This is a genomic window from Shimia biformata (assembly GCF_016888515.1).
GTDB lineage: Bacteria > Pseudomonadota > Alphaproteobacteria > Rhodobacterales > Rhodobacteraceae > Shimia_A > Shimia_A biformata.
Genome location: NZ_JAFEJK010000005.1, coordinates 42,025 through 58,900 on the forward strand (window position 1 = coordinate 42,025; position 16,876 = coordinate 58,900).

Genomic DNA, 16,876 nt, shown 5'->3' on the forward strand with positions numbered 1-16,876 from the left:
GCGGGTCAAACTGAATTGGGTGCCGTCTCAGAGCGTCAGCACGAAGACCAGCCCCGCCGCGCCCGCCAGCGCCGCGCCGAAGGGCAGGGGAGCGGTGGCGCTCAGCCGTGCCGTGCCGGTCAGGTGGCGCAGCCCGGCCACGGCCAGCAGGCTGGCCGCCGCCACCAGCACCACCAGTGGGATCGCGAAAGGCCCCAGAAGCGCACCGATCCCCGCCATCAGCTTGACGTCGCCCAGCCCCAGCCCCTCGCGCCCGCGCAAGGTCCGATAGGTGACGCGGATCAGCCAGAAACTGCCCCCGCCGATCCCCGCGCCCAGAAGCGCCATCAGCACCGGCGGGCCATGGCCCGCGATGGCCAGTACCAGTGCTAGCACAAGAAGCGCCCCGGTCAGAAGGTCGGGCAGGCGCAGCCAGAGCAGATCGGTCAGCGCCAGCGCCAGAAGCAGCCACAGCACCAGCGCGACCAGCCCGACAAGGGCCGGGGGCATCCCCGCTGACATCCCCGCCAGCACCGCCCAGAGCGCCAGCCCGGTGGCGGCGATCTCGGTCAGCAGCAACCAGCCGGGCAGGGTGGCGCCGCAATGCCGGCAGCGCCCGCGCAGGGCGATGAAGGACAGGATCGGCACCAGGTCGCGCAGCCCCAGCCGCGCGCCGCAGTCGCGGCAGGCCGAGCGCGTCATCCCCACCGGTTCGCCGCGCGGCAGCCGGTCGGCCAGAAGCCCGATGAACGAGCCCGCCACGGGGCCGCAGAGCAGGATCAGGACAGAGGCGAGGGTCAGGAACTCCATATGCCCTGCCTAGCGGGTTTGGACGCGTCGGCGAAAGGCCGATTTGCCGCGCCGCGCCATCTGGCCCCGGATTTCCGTCGATTTGACCTTGGCCACGATGCGCGTGCCATGTTCTAGTCGCTTTCAAAGGCAATGAACCGGACCGGGAAACCCATGACCGACGTAACGCAGATCGAGGATGAGAACCAGAACGAGAACCGGACCGACAATCGGCGCGACGCGGGGTTCTCGCTTCTTGAGCTGATGGTGGTGGTGGTGATCCTGTCGATCCTGGCGCTGGTGGTGGTGCCGCGGGTGATCGACCGCCCCGACCAGGCGCGCGCGGCGCGGGCGCAGTCGGATATCGCGGCGATCTCCAGCGCGGTGAAGCTCTATAAGCTGGACAATTTCCGCTATCCCACCACCGAACAGGGGCTGGCGGCGCTGGTCACACGGCCCAGCAGCGCGCCGGTGCCGCCGAACTGGGCGGCGGGCGGGTATATCGACCGGCTGCCGGTCGATCCCTGGGGCACGCCCTATCAATACCTGTCGCCGGGTGTGCATGGTGAGTTCGACGTCTTTTCCTATGGCGCCGATGGCGCGGCGGGCGGGACCGGGACCGATGCCGATATCGGGTCCTGGGCCGCAGAGTGAACCCGCCCCCGGCCACGTCTGTCCCGCAAGCGGGACCCGAGGCGGGCTTTACCCTGATCGAGGCGCTGATCGTGACCGCGGTCCTGTCGGTCTTGGCGGTGGGGCTGGTTCTTGGCCTTGGCAGGCATGGGCCCGGCAGCAGCGATCAGGCGCGGTTTGCCCGGGCTTTCGGAACTGCGCAGGCGCTGGCGGTGCAGGGCCGCGAGACGCGCGGGATTTTTGTCACCGACAGGGGCATGGGGCAGGCGGTGCTGACCGCCGAGGGCTGGCTTGAATTGGGCCGGGGCACGCGCTGGCGCGGCCGGGTCAGCCTGTCGGCGGTGCGGTCCCCGGGCCTCTCCGACGCGCCCGAGGTCATCCTCTTGCCCACCGGCGAGGCCAGTGTCTTTTCGGTCTCTTTTGCCGACGCGGGCGGGACGGCCGGGGCGGACGGGCGTTGTGAAAGTGACGGCTGGAGCGGATTGACATGCGTGGGTGGCTGAAACCGCGCGGGGCGGGAACGGATCGGGGCCTGACCCTTCTGGAGCTGGCGGTGGCAGTGCTGGTGCTGGCCATCGGCACGCTGGCGGCGCTGGCGGCGGCGGACCAGTCGCGGCTGGCGATCGGGCAGGCGAAACCCCGGCTTCTGGCGCGGATCGCGGCGGAAAACCGCGCCGCCGAACTGCGTCTGCCGGGGATTGCGCTGCCGGGGACGGTCGAGATCGGCGGCATGCCCGTCACCCTTCTTGCCCAATATGCCACCACCGCCGCCGGCCTCAGCGAGGTCACGATCACCGCCCGCACCGCCGCCGGACCGGGCGCGGTGCTGGTCACATGGCTGCCGGGGGTGGCGCCATGAGGGGGGGCGCCGATGATCGCGGCCTGACGCTGATCGAGCTTGTCGTGGTGATGGCGCTGTTCGCGCTGATCGCGGTGATGGGGCTGCAGGGGCTTCAGGGTTCGATCCGGCTGGGCGAGCGGCTGTCGGGCATGGACGAGGACACCGCCCGGCTGGGCCTTTCTGCCGACCTGCTCCGCAATGACCTGTCGGCGGCGGTGCCGATGCTGTTCTTCCCGCCGGGCGGGGGGCAGCCGCGCTCGGCGCTGCGCCTGGAGCAGGACGCGGGCGGCGCGGTGCTGGCCCTGTCGGTGGGCGGGCAGGCCGGGCTGTCGGGCGATCTGCGGATGCACCGGGTGGAATGGCGCTTTGACCGCGCCGGGGCCACCCTGTCGCGCCGGGTCTGGCCGCTGCTGACCCCGGCCAGCGCCACGGCGCTTTCCCCGGAACGGGTGTTCCTTGACGATGTCACCGCACTCCGGGTCGAAAGCTTCTGGGACCAGTTCGGCTGGATGCCCGGTGTCTCGGGTCCGGCGTTGTCGGCCCCGGCGCCGGTGGCCGGCGACAGCGACACGATCGGCCCCGCCCCTGAGGTCTATTCCGACCGGCTGCCGCGCGCCGTGGCGGTGGTGATCACCACCCGCAGCCATGGCGAGATCCGGCTGGTGGAGGGGCTGCAATGAGGGCGGCCGTGACCCCGGAGGACCGCGGCTTTGTCCTGGTCAACGCGCTGGTCCTGGTGGCGGCGATGGCAGCGGTGGCGGCGGTGCTGCTGATGCGGGCGGAAACCGGGCGGGCGCGGCTTGAGGCGGGGCAGGGGGCGGCGCAGGTGGCGCAGTATCTTGGCGGCGCCGAGGCGCTGGCGGTCACGCTTCTGGACCGCGACCGGGCGGCGGGGTCGCTCGATCACCTGGGCGAGGCCTGGGCCGGGGCGGATTTCAACGTCGCGCTGGACCGGGGCCGGGTGGCGGGCACGATCACCGACCTTCAGGGGCTGTTCAACGTCAACTGGCTGGCCGACCCTGAGGACACCGACATGCAGCTGGCCTTTGACAATCTGGCGCGGCGCATCGGGCTGGCCCCGGCGCGGGTCACCGCGATCCGCGCCTTCCTGCAACCGGGCGGGCCGCATGCATTGGGCGGCCCCGGCGCGCGTGCCGCCTATGCCGCGCGGACGCCGCCCTCGGACCCGGTCGGCGGCGCGATCCTGATGCTCGACCAGCTGGCCGAGGTGCCGGGGATCACGCCGCGCGACCTGGAACGGCTGCGCCGGGTCGCCACGGCGCTGCCCGGTGACAGCCTGCTTAACGTCAACACCGCCCCGCCCGAGGTGCTGGCCGCCTTTCTGCCCGGCCTTGGCGCGGCGCGGATCGACCAGCTGATGCAGTCCCGCCGGACCGCGCCCTTCCCCTCGGGTGAGGCCTTTGCCGATGCCGCCGGTCTGCCCGGCGCCGACCGGGAGGGCGAAGAGGAGACAGGCGGGACGGGGGAGGCCGATCCCGGCGCGCCCCTGATCACCCGGGCGCGGCTGGCGGCGGGGTCCGAGTGGTTCCGGCTCGAGGCGGCGGCGCAGCTCGATCATCGCCGGGTCGCGCGCCATCTGGTGCTGCACCGCCCACCCGCGCCGGGGCGGATCACGGTGGCATGGCGGATCAGCCACGCGGTGGGCGCGCAATGAGATTTCAATCGGCCCCGAAACGCTTTAGCGTTCCGGCAGGATAGTGACAGGAGGGCTGGCGTGGCCAGGCTGGAACAGGCAGAGGCACAGGACGGCACAGGAGACCGCACGGAGGATGGGCGGTTTGTCCGGCTGGACGCGGGCGACGGATCCGGCGTGGTTCCGCGCCCCGGACAGGTGGCGCTGGTGGACGGCGCGCTGGTGCCGATGATGACCTTCGACCTGCCACCCCGCCTGCGCGGACAGGCGCGCGAAGACGTGGCCCGGCGGCAGCTGCGCGACCGGCTGGGCACGGGCGGCGCCGGTCTGGAACTGCTTCCCTGTCCCGGAACGGGCCATCCCGACCAGTGGCAGCGGGCGCTGGTGGCCGAGACCGGCGACATCGCCACATGGCGCGCGGCGGCGGGGCCGGGCGCACGGGCGGTGCTGCCGGATTACCTGGCCCTGCCCACGGCGCCGGATCTGTGGACCATCTATGGCTCGGGGACGCGCGTGCTGGTGCGGCTTGGCCTGGAAGACGGGTTCAGCGCCGCGCCCGAGGTGGCGCTGGCGATGCTGGAAGCCGCGCTCGAGCCCGGCGACGCCAGCCCGAAGGCAGTGCTGCGGCTGGGGGCCGAGTTGCCCGCGATCGACGCGCTGATTGCGGCGCGCGGGCTGGCGGTGATCCGCGATGCCGGCGGCGCGCGCGCGCTGGAGCTGGAGCCGCCGGTGGTGCTGGGCCATGGCGAGGCCGGCGCCGACCTGCGCCGCGACCCGCAGGCCGCCCGCAACCGGCTGCGCCGCCGGGTGCTGCCCTGGCGCTGGACGGTTCTGGCCGGGATCGCGGCTGTGGCCTTGTGGTCGGCCGCCGAACTGCACGAGATCGGCGTCATCGAAGACCAGACCGCCGCGCTCAGGGCCGAGACCGAGGCGCTGGTGCGCCAGCATTTCCTGCCCACCGGCCCGATCCTCGACGTGCGCGCACAGGTGGCCCGCGCCATGGCGGGCCCGGCGGCCGACACAGAGGCGGCGGCGCTGCGCCCGCTGGCGGTGACGGCGGTGCTGGCGGATGTGGTGGCGGCATCGGGGGCGACCTCGGCCGCGCTGACCTATGCCCGGGGCGACGGGCTGGAACTGACCGTGGGGCTGACGGATTTCTCGGCCGCTGCGCGGCTTGAGGCGGCGCTGACGGCGGCGGGGATGACCGTGACCCGCGAAGCCGCCCATGCCCGCGCCAGCGGCGACGGGGTGCGGGCGGTCTTTGCGATCACAGGAATGGAGGCCACGAGATGACCTCGCGGCTGATCGAGATGCTGCTGCGGCTGGCCCCGCGTGAACGGCTGCTGCTGGCGGCGCTGGTGCTGGTGGTACTGCCCCTGGCGCTGGCGCTGGCCTGGATCGAGCCGCTTGCCGCCCGCCACGCCGCAGCCGAAACCGCGCGCTCCGAGGCGCTGGCGCTGCGGCAATGGGTGGCCGGGCGCGCCGCTGACCACGCCACCCGTGCCCCGGCAACCGCGTCGCACCCGAAAATGCCGCCGATTGGCCTTGGCGGGGTCGAGGAAAGCCTGGTCGCCGCCGGTCTGCGTGACGCGGTGGCCGATCTGGGCGCCGGGGCGGATGGCGGGATCGAACTGCGCTTTGCCGCGGTCGAGTTCACCGCGCTGATGCGCTGGCTGTCGGAAGCAGACCCGCGCTGGGGCTACGAGATCATCGATTTCCGCATCGAGGCCAGCGATACCGAAGGGTTGGTCGAAGCGCTGTTCCGGCTGGAACCGCAGGGGTCCTGACCGGGGTCCTGGGTGGCATCTTGGGGGGTCCTGGCCCTAAAGCGCCGCCAGCTGTACCTTGATCGAGGCCAGCCGCCCCGACAGCGCGCCCAGCGGGTCGAGGTCGGGGTTGGAATTCACCACCTCTGCCATGGCCGATTGTGCCTCGGTCAGAAGCGCCTTGGCGCTGGCGGGATCGCCGGATTGTCGCGCGGCGAGGCCCAGTTCATGCGCCGCCGTACCCGCCACGGCCAGTGCCGCAAGCCGGGCATCGCCGCTTTGTTCCTGTGCCAGTGTGCCGGCACTGACCCGCGCCCCGGCATAATCGCCCGCGCGCAGCTGGGCATGGGCATATTCCAGTTGCAGCCGCGGCGCGGCGCGTCCCGCATTGGGGATCATGCGCTGGTAATGGCGGATGGCGACGTCATAGCGCCCCTCTTCCAGGGCGGTGCGGGCCACGGTGTATTGCTTGCGGAACCCGTCACCCGAAGTGACGCCGCCGGATTCACACGAGGCCAGAAATGTCAGAAAAGCGCCCGCAAACGCGGCGCGTAGAATGAGACCTGCCTTCATAACTCTGCTCTTTTTAAGCGGTTTTTTGTTTTGTAGCTTGGGGTGAAGATATCACAGGTCGGCCTTGTCCGTCCATGAAAAGAGGGTTTGATGCGCCTGGTCGCCTGGATTTTGACAATTGTGTTGCTTGTCGGCGCCGCCCTGTCCGGGGTGCGGCTGTGGCAGGGCATGACCACGCCGCCGCCCGATCTGCCGCCGCTGGCGCTGGCGCCGGGCACCGGTGAGGCGCAGCCCCCTGAGCCGCCATCCCCGCCCCCGTCCTGGCCGCCGCTGTTCGGCCGCTACCAGAAACCCGAACCGCAGCCGCCCGCGCCGCCACCCCCCGCCCCCGAACCGCAACCGCCCCAGCCCCCGCTGCCGCCGCTGGACAGCCTGGGTTACACGGTCACCGGCATGATCCGCACCGGAGACGGGTCCGGTGATGGAACAGGTGGCTCTGTCTGGGCCATGGTCTCGCATCCCACCGGCGCGGTGATCCTGCGCGAGGGCGATCGGCTGGGCGAGGACATGCGCGTCGTGCGCATCGACAATGACGGGGTCTGGCTGGACCGCGGCCGGGGCGACCCCGAGCTTCTGGCGTTTGAGGAATAGCATCGCCTCGGACGCGGACCGTGGCGGCGCTGCTGCATATCGTGCCGCGCGGCAACTCTGGACGTGATCTTTGATGGCGGATGGGCTAGACTTGGCCCAAACAACAATGAGCAGGCCGGCCGATGACCCCGAAAACGGGGCGGGGCGGGCAAGATGGGCAGGCATGATCATGAATGCAATGTCAAGGCTGAGGGCCGCTTTCTGCGTCCTGGTGCTGGCGATTGGATATGGGGCGGTGATGCCGCGTGCGGCGCTGGCGCAGGTCGAATTGAACCTGCGCGACGCCGATTTGCGCAGCTTCGTCGAGATCGTCTCGGAGGCGACCGGCAAACGCTTCGTGCTGGATCCCGGTGTGCGCGGCACGGTGACGGTGCTGGCGCCCGGCGACATGAGCGCCGATGAGCTTTACGAGGTCTTCCTGTCGGTCCTGGAACTGAACCGGCTGACCCTGATCGAGGGCGGCAGCGCGGCGCGGATCGTACCGATGAACGTGGCCCGCGAACTGGCGACGGGCGGGGCGGGTGCCCCGGCGGGCTATGCCACCCGCGTCATCCCGGTGCGCCACGTGCCGATGAGCGAGGTCATTGAGGTGGTGCGCCCGCTTCTGCCCTCCGAGGCGGTGCTGACTCCGGTGCCCGGGTCGAAACTGCTGATCCTGTCGGACCGCGGCCAGAACCACGCCCGTATCGTGTCGCTGATCGAGCGGCTGGACAAGCCGCGCAGCGAACCGATCGAGATGATCCGGCTGCGCAATGCCAATGCCGCCGACGTGCTGCAGGTGGTGCAGTCGATGGACATCATCCCCGAAGGGTCGGCGGTGACGGTGGACAGGCGCTCGAACGCGCTTCTGGTGACGGGATCGGACGCGCTGCGCGAACAGGTGCGGGTTCTGGCGACCCGGCTGGACCGCCAGAACAACAATATGGTCAGCCACGCGATCGGGCTGAACTATGCCGATGCCACCGCCATTGCCGACGTGGTCCTGCGCAGTCTCGGCACTGGCTCCGAGGCCCAGGGCGAAATCCGCATCATCCCCGAGCCGCAGACCAATTCGCTTCTGGTGTCGGCGCCGCAGGACCGTATCAATGACATCCGCCAGATCGTCGCCTACCTGGACCGCCGCCCGACCCAGGTGCTGGTCGAGGCGGTGATCTTCGAGATGACGGTCGAAGGGTTTTCCGATCTCTCGACCCAGTTCGCCGCGGTGCTGAACGACGCGCTGGTCGGCGGCGTGCAGTTCACCCTGCCCGGACGTACCAGCCTGATCAACCTGGTCTCGGCGGTCGCCAACGGCGTCACGCCCGATCTTGGTCCCGCCGGGGTCATCGGCGGCGGCCGCTACAGCGACGGCAACGGTATCGTCGGGCTGATCACGGCCATTGCCTCGGTCAATTCCTCGCGGCTGCTGTCGACCCCGTCGATCCTGACCCTGAACAACCAGGAAGCCGAGATCGTCGTCGCCCAGAACGTGCCTTTCGTGACCGGCAGCTATACCTCGACCGGCAACAGCAGCAATCCCGAGAACCCGTTTCAGACCATCGAACGCCAGGATGTCGGGCTGACGCTGAACGTGACGCCGCAGATCAATGCCGACCGCACCGTGCGGCTGGTGATCAAGCAGGAAGTGTCGAACCTGACCAACAACACCTCGTCCTCGGGTGGCGAGATCACTGCGCGGCGGGCGCTGAAGACCACCGCGCTGGTGCGCGACGGCAATGTCATCATGCTGGGCGGTCTGCTGGAAAACGGGTCCGGCGCGGTCAACCAGCGGGTGCCGGGCCTGTCGCGGGTGCCGCTGGTGGGCGGGCTGTTCCGCGGCAAGAACACCACCAAGCAGCAGCGCGTGCTGCTGGTGCTGTTGCGCCCGCAGGTGGTCAACAGCGATGCCGAGGCCGCCCGCATCACCCAGACCATGACCCAGAAGGCGCAGGCGACAAGTGCTTCCATTCGGCCGCTGGATGAAGGAGGCTATCCCCGGGCCAGCATGGGCTCTCTGCCCTATGACGGGGCGGACCTGAACCAACCGTTCGATGCCGGATTCATAGATGATGTCGCCCAAAGCCGAAACTTCCCCCCCCTCCCGACGCGGCTCCAGTTCCGCTGAGGCCGCGGACCCGGGCGGGCCGGGGAGCGCGCGTCTGCCCTTTGCCTTTGCCCGCGATCAGCAGGTGGCGCTGGACAGCGGGTATCTGCCACCGCGCCTGATCCTTGGTCCCGGCGCCACCATGCTGGGCCTGCGCGAGGCGCAGCGCCGGGCCGTGGCGCTCTCGGGGGACAAAACCGGCGAGATTGCGGTGGTCCGCGAAAGCCAGGAGGGGTTCGAGACCCTGCTGGCGCGGCTTTATCAGGAAGAGGACGGGGACGCAGGGGGCGACGGGCTGCTGTTCGATCTCGAACAGACCGGCCGACAGGGGCCGCGCGACCTTCTGGAGGATGCCGAGGACGCGCCGGTGATCCAGCTTGTGAACCAGCTGCTGCGCCGCGCGGTGCAGGCCGGCGCCTCGGATCTGCATGTCGAACCACACGAAGGCGGGCTGCGGGTGCGGATGCGGGTCGACGGCTTCCTGCGCCAGGTCATGGACCGGTCCGATGTGCCGGTGCGCCGGGTGGTGTCGCGGCTGAAGGTGATGGCCGGGCTCGACATTGCCGAGACCCGGCTGCCGCAGGACGGGCGTATCCCGCTGAAACATGGCGGGCGGGTGATCGACACGCGGGTTTCGTCCCTGCCGGGGCAATATGGCGAACGGGTGGTGTTGCGGATCCTTGACCGGTCGTCGGGGCTGATGCCGCTGGCCGACCTTGGCCTGTCGACAGAACAGGAGGCGCTTCTGAACCGGCTCTCGGCCCTGCCCAACGGCATTATCCTGGCCACCGGGCCAACCGGGTCGGGCAAGACCACCACGCTTTATTCCCTGTTGCAGCTCGCCAACCGTTCCGAGCGCAATATCGTCACCGTCGAGGACCCGATCGAATATGACCTGCCCGGCATCGGCCAGTCCCAGGTCAACCCCGAGATCGGCATGACCTTCGCCGCCGGCCTGCGCGCCACGCTGCGCCAGGACCCGGACGTGATCCTGGTCGGCGAGATCCGCGACGGCGAGACCGCCAGCGTCGCGGGGCAGGCGGCGATGACCGGGCACCTGGTGTTTTCCTCGCTGCACGCCAACGGCTCGGTTGGCGCGGTGGTGCGGCTGCGCGACCTCGGGGTCGAGGATTACCTGATCGCCGCCACCCTGCGCGGGGTGATCGCGCAGCGGCTTTTGCGGCGGCTCTGCCCCGACTGCCGGACCGCGCGGGCGCCGGATGCGGATGAGGCGGCGCTGTTTCAGCGCCACCGTCTGGCGGTGCCGCCGGAACTCCATGATGCCGGTCAGGATGCGGGCTGCCCCCGCTGCGACGGGGTCGGCTATGCCGGGCGGGTCGGCATCTTCGAGATGGTCGAGGTCGGCGAACGGCTGCGCGTCGCCATCGACCGCGGCGCAAGCGAGGCCGAGATGAAGGACATCGCGCTGGCCGCCACCGAGACGCTGACCGGGCAGGGGTTGATGCAGGTCGCGCGGGGTCGCACCAGCCTGGCCGAGGTGCAGCGTGTGGTGGGGGACATGGTATGATGCGTCCCGCAACCGGTCAGGAGCGCGCCGCGTGAAAGCCTATCGCTATACCGCCTATACCGACAGCGGCCGGATGCGGCGCGGCGCGGTGGTGGCCGAGACCGAGGCCGCGGCCACGGCAGAGCTTGCGGCGCGCGGGCTGTTCGTGTCGGAACTGGACGAGAAACCGCCCCGCCCGGCGCGCTGGCGGCGCGGGGCGCTGAACCGCGACCTGCAAATGGTGATGACCCGGCAGCTCGCGGTGCTTCTGGGCGCGGAACTGCCCGCAGATGATGCGCTCGAGGCGGTGCGGCTGGGCGGCGACAATGCGCTGGAAACCGTGGCGGCGCGGGCGCGGGCGGCGCTTCTGGACGGGGCGCCCTTGTCGGCGGCGCTTGAGGGCAGCGGCGCCGGTTTCCCACCCTATTACATCGCCGCGCTCAGGGCCGGCGAGGATGCTGGCGACCTGGCGGCGGTGTTTTCCGAACTGGCCGACCATCTTGAAACCATCGGTTCCGACCGCGCCCAGATCGGCGCGGCGCTGGTCTATCCCGCCTTTGTCGCGGCGGTGTCGTTCCTGGTTGCGGGTATCCTGATGACCACGGTCGCGCCCGAGATCGTGGCAATGTTCGAACTGACCGGACGGCCCCTGCCAGAGCTGACCCGCGTGGTGATGGCGGCCAGCGACTGGATCCGCAACCACGCGGTTCTGTTGTCGGGGTTCTTTGTGGTGCTGGTTCTGCTGATGGTCCTGGCCGCGCGCGTCCCCCCGTGGCGGCGGGCGAGCGATCAGGCATTGTTGCGCCTGCCCCTTGTCGGGCGGCTGATGTCGCTGGGTGCGGCGGTGCAATACATGCGCACCCTGGCGCTGGTCCTGGGCAGCCGCCACGCGGTGATCACCGCCGCTCAGAGCGCCGCCGAGGTGCTGACCGTGCCGCGCCTGCGCACCGAGGGGGACGCGGTGGTGACTGCGCTTGGCCAGGGGGAAAGCCTGACCGACGCGCTGAACCACATGTCGATCATCCCGCCGGTGGCGCGCCAGCTGATCGGCGCGGGCGAGACCTCGGTCCGGCTGGCGCCGATGACCGCGCGGGCGGCGGACATGGTGGAAAACAGCCTGTCGCTGGAACGCAAGCGCATCGCCGCGCTCCTGGAACCGATGCTGATGATGGTGGTCGGGGGGTTCGTGCTGCTGATCGTGTTGGCGGTGCTTCTGCCGATCTTCGACCTGCAGGCGGTGGTGGCGGGCTGACCGGGGGCCATCAGATGGGCCGCGGCACCATAGAAGCCGTCACACTTGGGCATGCACTCATCGCTGAAATAGTTCCGTTTGATCTCACGGTGGATCGTGGCTTTCGAGCACTTTGGCACACGCGCTATCTCGCGAACAGGGACCATTGCATGTCGCCAGCGTTCAAATCTGCGACGTTCCTCAATGCTCAGTTGCGTGTAAACAGCTCCCATGGCACAATCTCCTCATTAGATAACTCATTGTTTTCCAATAGGAGTCGCACTTCAGGGTAGCGCGCTCCGGCCACAAATTTTTCTGCACATAATTTGTATTATGTTAAAAGAAGTTTGTGAAAGGTCGTGCTGGCAGTTTGTTTGGGGTGCCCCTAGATTTGTAGACGCTTTGCTTGGCAATTTTGGAAGCAAAGGACGATGCAGATGTCAGGGCAAATTCGCTACTCGGATGAGTTTAAGATTGACGCAGTGGCGCAGGTCACGGAGCGGGGTTATTCGGTCAAGGAGGTGGCGGAGCGGCTCGGGATCAGCACCAAATCTCTGTACACTTGGCTGGCGAAGTTCTCGAAGCTACAAAGGCAGACTTGCAAACTTACAAGTCGAGTTTTCACAATAGTAACCAATTTCGCAAATAGCCGATGAAAAACGGCCACCTTTGTGAGTATGGTTCCCACTGTGGAGGGAGTCATGTTCTTTGGCATTTTGTTACTGTTGGGCGGCGCGGCTTTTGCTGGTTCGTTAGCTTTTGATGGATTCTCCGAACAAGATTCAGACGAATCGAATAACCCGGAAGACGAGGAAGATCATGATGCAGGCAATCCAAGCCCGACCGAAATAGAGCCAAGCATACTTGATGTCCTTTTTCCCTCAGAGCCCGGGGTTCAACTAGATGCCGATCAGCAAATTGAAGTTGGAAGCGTTGTTGAAGTCACCATTTCGGACGAAAAGATTGAAAACCTTCCAGGGCCATTGTCGGATTGGGTTGTCGAATCTGACGTGGAACGTGTGACGGCAGGAGAGGAAGACCAGGTCAGTTTTGAGTTTCCTGAGGGAACCGAAGGTTCTCTGATAATTGTTCCGGCCAATTACATCGAAGTGCAAGACGACGCGATCGGCGACGCGGAAAATACCCACACCGGCTTCAACTTGTACTTTGCTGCAGAGGGAGATGAGTGGCCAGAGGGCTACAAGTGGTCCGAACAAGGAGCTTCCCTCTACAATACTACTGATATGCCAGACCGAGAGGAAGATTTTGGGAGCATTAGGCTAATTTCTCGAATTGAAACGGGATCATTCGGAACAGAAATGGATGCTAATGGCGAAGTGCAGTTTATCTATGACTTCCGCCTGGGAATTCCGGAGATCGAAAGCAATATCGACATTGTCAGAGTTTAGAAATTTCATCAAATTCAAGCTGCGCGAATTGGATGATATTTGTGCATATTTCCAAAAATATTTTCGCCCCTATTTCAAGATGTAGTACTAGCTATATATTTTGGGGTGCTGTGCGCAACCTCCCATCTAAGAATTGCTGAATTAGCACAAATTCAGGGAAAACTTGAACTATATACATAATCTAAAAGCTGCGCACAAAATTTTCTCACAAGTTTTGAGATGGCAAGATTTTCAAAAAAAACTTCATAATATTCAGCGTTTAGCCTCATTTTCCTCCAATATTGGATGATTTGAGCGCGAATTATCACGCCATCATTTGGGGTGAGGACTTCGGCATGCCTAGCTATACCATTGTAGATAACAATAATTATTCTACAGAACAAATTGGTATCGAAATGTTTGGCGCGAATTTCGTCACAACATACGACTATGAGTTTTCCGAAGATGATAACCTAAATGAGGTTTTGGAAGCTCTTGGTGTAAGTACTTTTCGATTTCCGGGAGGCGGAGTGACTGAAGGGGAGTTCGCAGAGGCATCGTTCCTAACCGGGAACTGGTCCGCCGAATCAATGGAGTGGAACGGCGAGGCGCGAACGCTAACTCCTCTTGCGGATTTCTTTGCAACTGCCGGTCAAGTAAATGCCGATGTTCAACTAGTTATCCCTACTCGAATAGCATTTTTGAAATCAGCTGGTCAGGCGCTTGCTGAGGGCAATTACGGAGGCCGAAACGAGTTGGATCCCCAGTACTTCGACCTGTTGCGGGATTTCGTTGACCAGGCACTTGAAGAGGCCGAGGCGAACGGAATTGAAGTTACGCGCTTCGAGATCGGAAACGAATTCTGGTTAGGAGGGGAAATGTCAGCTGCTGAGTATGGCTTTGTGGCGGCAGAGATAGCGAACTTTCTGGACCATGAGTATCCTGGGGTTGAAATCATCGTTCAGGTTGTCGCGAGAACAGGAACGTTCAGTCCTGTTGAGGCTCGCGAAGTATTTTTGGAACCGGATGGATCAGGAGACTTCATCATACACCAAGCCTCGTCTTTTGATGGAGTTCCTCCTTCTGATTGGATTGTTGCGACAATGCCGCCAAACGGCAACACGATAACCCAGACACGCTCAATTGCTGATGCGATTCTGGCCAACCCACCAGCTTCAAACGTTATCGACGGTGTGGTTGAACATGTTTACTTTGATGGCGGATTTGATGGCGTGGATGGCCAGCGTGATTTTGCGCTGGCATCGATTTTCGACCATTTTTGCAGCAGAATTGGCAGAACCAATCTCGACTACTTTGTGACCGAATGGTCTCCGAGGAATCCTCGCCATACCGATGGGGCTGACAATCTTGGGAACGCCAACGGGCTTCAATATGCTCACATGACGGTCGAGGTCTTTTTTGAGTTGGTTTCAAACGGAATTGACGGTGCAAACTTTTGGCCAATGACTTTCGCCAACCCGAATACGGAAAGTCGAACATTGATTGATAGCGTGGATGGTGAGTTGACGTTTGGTGGTGTGGCATTCGCCTGGTTGTCGAGGGCGACGGTTGGAATGTCCGCTATCGCAGATTTTGAGGTGCAAGGCGAGTTGTCCGTGCATGCCTTTGGAGATGATGATGGTGTGGCAATTTTTGTTGGTGATCGAGACGGTGAGGCCAATACCGGTTCGAATGAAATTACTCTGAATTTGGAGGGTTTAGGGGTCAGCAACTTCTATTTTGTCACGATATCCGGCCTTACTTCTGAAAATGGAGTACATGACGAGAATTCAGCGAACGCTGTTGTGGCGAACTCAGGTGGCTATATGGCAAACGGTGATTTGTCTTTTGAGTTAGGTGCTTGGGAACTGGCGTTGGTTGATATTCAACTTGTTTCGAACGAAGACGACCAACTCCACGGGTCGAATTTGAACGATGTTATCCGCGGAATGGGAGGAAACGACTGGATCAATGGGCTCGGCGGAGACGACTCAATTGAAGGCAAGCAGGGCAACGACACTTTGCGTGGTAGCGAAGGCGACGACACTCTAAAGGGGGGCTGGGGCGAAGATATTCTGTACGGAGGAACCGGGAATGATTGTCTAGAAGGCAGTCATGGCCAGGACGAGCTTCACGGTGGAATCGGAAACGATGTGCTTCGTGGGGATGATGGAAACGATGTCCTTCTTGGCGGTGATGGAAATGACACAATCTATTCGGGCGAGGGATCTGATCATGTGCTTGGTGGCGACGGGAGTGATTTGATTTTTGTTCGGACAAGTGAAGTGGCTGAGCTTGGTTGGAGCGGACTGAACGTTAACGGAAACGGTCAAGTTGGTACAATGCGCTATGTAAGTATAGACGGAATGAACAGGTACTCCGATGTAGTTGATGGTGGCAGCGGAATCGATACACTCGTCTTGAGTGATCAAAACGATGCATACTTTTTGCAAGACGACTTTGCGGACATGCCGGACGGCGTCGATACAGAACTAAGCCCTTGGGGAAATGAGAGTCCTGCACGTTTCCGGAATATAGAAATAATAGATGCGCGTGGCGGAAACGACCTGGTGGACATGACCAGCCACATGTTTGTTAGTGGTGGCGTAACTGTCCTTGGCGGCAATGGAAATGATACGATTTGGGGGTCGGCTTCCAGTGAGAGATTGGAAGGGGAGGCTGGCGATGACATTATTTTTGGAGGAGCAGGGGCCGACACTCTAGTAGGTGGATCGGGCGCTGACGTTTTTGAATTCACATCCACGTCTTCCCAATCTCGCTTGGAAGACTTTTCTATCTCTGAAGGAGATAGTTTGATTTTCTATTCTCAACCAACCGTGCTGTTTGACGCGTTGACCCTGAGACTACATGGGCAGAATCTTCAGATTGACTTCAGCAGCGATTTTGAAGACGGAGTAACCAACACGTTATCCATAGAACTTTCGGTTGAATCGCTTGCGTCAATACAAAGCGTGGGCTTGAGTGCTCTGGATTTTGAAATTTTGGCCTAAATTTAATCGTTTTGTAACCAATTTTTGCCAATCTGAACGGGTTGAGCAGCACTAAACTTATCAACTGAAAACCAAAACTGAAACTGAAACTTGTAATCCCCTCGGCTAGGGCCGCCGGTCCCTTCCGAGCTGTGATGACACCCGTCTAGTTTCCGTGACAAGCCTTTGGAGGCAGACGCGGATTTGGCCAACGGATTGAAGGAAATTGAACAGTTGTTTGCGGATTCCAGTATGGTCACAGACCCCCGCGATCAAGTTGTCTTTGTGAGCGAGATTGCTGAAGCGCTGGGCATGACACGCGACAGAGTTTGCGATTTGATACGCCAAGGGGAATTGGTTCCGGACATCACGATTCATCGAGGAAGATATGAAACACCATACTTTGTGTCGGTGTTTTGCCTGTTTGGATTTGCCTTGAAGTCCCTCGTGGCTACCTGTGCCAGCCAAGTCGAGATTGTAGAGGAAATTTTGGACGAAATGGCCTTCGAATTGGACCATGCTACCGAACTGTTGCCGACATCCCTCCACCTTGACCTGCATTGGTGGCTATATCGTGTTTCAGCAGACGCAATGCGGGAAGTTATTGATTGGTCGGAATTTCAAAATGCATCCACCATCTCGTTGTTCAGATCCGCGTTCAAAGGGTTTGTTCTTCGTGCGGCAAAAACCAAATGCCCGGATGCGGAAATTTTCCACATTGAACCTTTCAGCCGTTCTGAACGTTTGCTCTCGCTTTCCAGGCACGATCCCATCGCACCCGCGACGAATTATCGGAGTCCGCCCTTCTGTGGAGATCCACAGTGTTGCTGACGCAGCAAACAGAGGTCTGA

General features: G+C 63.6%; 16 protein-coding genes and 2 pseudogenes. 15 read left to right on the forward strand and 3 right to left on the reverse strand.

What is annotated here, in order from left to right; genetic code table 11:
* Positions 1–27: 27 nt before the first annotated feature.
* Entirely contained in the window at positions 28–789 is a 762-nt protein-coding gene (locus JQ863_RS19065; protein ID WP_204115942.1) for a prepilin peptidase, read from the reverse strand.
* A gap of 153 nt (positions 790–942) precedes the next feature.
* Here JQ863_RS19065 and gspG point away from each other — a divergent pair, with 153 nt between their 5' ends.
* The 7 genes from gspG to gspM are packed head-to-tail and all read left to right on the forward strand — an operon-like array spanning position 943 to position 5,683.
* A complete protein-coding gene (gspG, locus tag JQ863_RS19070) occupies positions 943–1,422 on the forward strand; it encodes a type II secretion system major pseudopilin GspG (RefSeq protein ID WP_204115943.1) in 480 nt (159 codons plus the stop codon).
* Positions 1,419–1,904, forward strand: coding sequence for a prepilin-type N-terminal cleavage/methylation domain-containing protein (locus JQ863_RS19075; protein WP_204115944.1), 486 nt, complete (start codon positions 1,419–1,421; stop codon positions 1,902–1,904). Before gspG ends, JQ863_RS19075 begins: the two co-directional genes overlap by 4 nt.
* Entirely contained in the window at positions 1,889–2,260 is a 372-nt protein-coding gene (locus JQ863_RS19570; protein ID WP_204115945.1) for a type IV pilus modification PilV family protein, read from the forward strand. The genes JQ863_RS19075 and JQ863_RS19570 overlap by 16 nt, the downstream gene beginning before the upstream one ends.
* Entirely contained in the window at positions 2,257–2,922 is a 666-nt protein-coding gene (locus JQ863_RS19085) for a type II secretion system protein GspJ (RefSeq protein ID WP_204115946.1), read from the forward strand. The genes JQ863_RS19570 and JQ863_RS19085 overlap by 4 nt, the downstream gene beginning before the upstream one ends.
* A gap of 8 nt (positions 2,923–2,930) precedes the next feature.
* On the forward strand, positions 2,931–3,917 hold the full coding sequence (gene gspK, locus JQ863_RS19090) for a type II secretion system minor pseudopilin GspK (RefSeq protein ID WP_204115947.1): 987 nt from the start codon (positions 2,931–2,933) through the stop codon (positions 3,915–3,917).
* A 60-nt stretch (positions 3,918–3,977) separates the two neighbouring features.
* Positions 3,978–5,189 (forward strand): type II secretion system protein GspL, encoded by a 1,212-nt coding sequence (gene gspL, locus JQ863_RS19095; RefSeq protein ID WP_204115948.1) that lies wholly within the window; start codon positions 3,978–3,980, stop codon positions 5,187–5,189.
* Positions 5,186–5,683 carry a type II secretion system protein GspM gene (gene gspM, locus JQ863_RS19100; RefSeq protein ID WP_204115949.1) on the forward strand — a complete coding sequence of 166 codons (498 nt, stop codon included), beginning with the start codon at positions 5,186–5,188 and terminating at the stop codon, positions 5,681–5,683. The genes gspL and gspM overlap by 4 nt, the downstream gene beginning before the upstream one ends.
* Positions 5,684–5,719: 36 nt before the next feature.
* On the opposite strand, the gene JQ863_RS19105 is transcribed toward gspM, so the two are convergent.
* Positions 5,720–6,235 (reverse strand): outer membrane protein assembly factor BamD, encoded by a 516-nt coding sequence (locus tag JQ863_RS19105; RefSeq protein ID WP_204115950.1) that lies wholly within the window; start codon positions 6,233–6,235, stop codon positions 5,720–5,722.
* Positions 6,236–6,325: 90 nt separating this feature from the next.
* On the opposite strand from JQ863_RS19105, the gene JQ863_RS19110 reads away from it, so the two are divergent.
* The 4 genes from JQ863_RS19110 (at position 6,326) to JQ863_RS19125 (ending at position 11,668) form a co-directional block, all read left to right on the forward strand.
* Positions 6,326–6,826 (forward strand): hypothetical protein, encoded by a 501-nt coding sequence (locus JQ863_RS19110; RefSeq protein WP_204115951.1) that lies wholly within the window; start codon positions 6,326–6,328, stop codon positions 6,824–6,826.
* Between the two features lie 106 nt (positions 6,827–6,932).
* Complete coding sequence (locus JQ863_RS19115) at positions 6,933–8,930, forward strand: secretin N-terminal domain-containing protein (RefSeq protein ID WP_204115952.1); 1,998 nt, start codon at positions 6,933–6,935, stop codon at positions 8,928–8,930.
* Positions 8,931–8,994: 64 nt separating this feature from the next.
* The gene (locus tag JQ863_RS19120) at positions 8,995–10,437 is read left to right on the forward strand and encodes a GspE/PulE family protein (RefSeq protein ID WP_338055555.1); all 1,443 of its coding nucleotides are present in this window, start codon (positions 8,995–8,997) and stop codon (positions 10,435–10,437) included.
* A 31-nt stretch (positions 10,438–10,468) separates the two neighbouring features.
* Entirely contained in the window at positions 10,469–11,668 is a 1,200-nt protein-coding gene (locus JQ863_RS19125) for a type II secretion system F family protein (protein ID WP_338055556.1), read from the forward strand.
* Here JQ863_RS19125 and JQ863_RS19640 read toward each other — a convergent pair.
* Positions 11,659–11,880 (reverse strand): annotated as a pseudogene (locus tag JQ863_RS19640) (helix-turn-helix domain-containing protein); the annotation flags it as partial. The gene JQ863_RS19125 and the pseudogene JQ863_RS19640 overlap by 10 nt on opposite strands.
* 204 nt (positions 11,881–12,084) lie before the next feature.
* Here JQ863_RS19640 and JQ863_RS19135 point away from each other — a divergent pair.
* The 4 genes and pseudogenes from JQ863_RS19135 to JQ863_RS19150 form a co-directional block, all read left to right on the forward strand.
* A pseudogene (locus JQ863_RS19135) lies at positions 12,085–12,231 on the forward strand (transposase); the annotation flags it as partial.
* A gap of 117 nt (positions 12,232–12,348) precedes the next feature.
* Entirely contained in the window at positions 12,349–13,056 is a 708-nt protein-coding gene (locus tag JQ863_RS19140; RefSeq protein ID WP_204115954.1) for a hypothetical protein, read from the forward strand.
* A gap of 335 nt (positions 13,057–13,391) precedes the next feature.
* Positions 13,392–16,046 carry a calcium-binding protein gene (locus JQ863_RS19145; RefSeq protein ID WP_204115955.1) on the forward strand — a complete coding sequence of 885 codons (2,655 nt, stop codon included), beginning with the start codon at positions 13,392–13,394 and terminating at the stop codon, positions 16,044–16,046.
* A 183-nt stretch (positions 16,047–16,229) separates the two neighbouring features.
* Positions 16,230–16,856: a hypothetical protein gene (locus JQ863_RS19150; RefSeq protein ID WP_204115956.1), complete on the forward strand. Its 627-nt coding sequence runs from the start codon at positions 16,230–16,232 to the stop codon at positions 16,854–16,856.
* Positions 16,857–16,876: the final 20 nt, after the last annotated feature.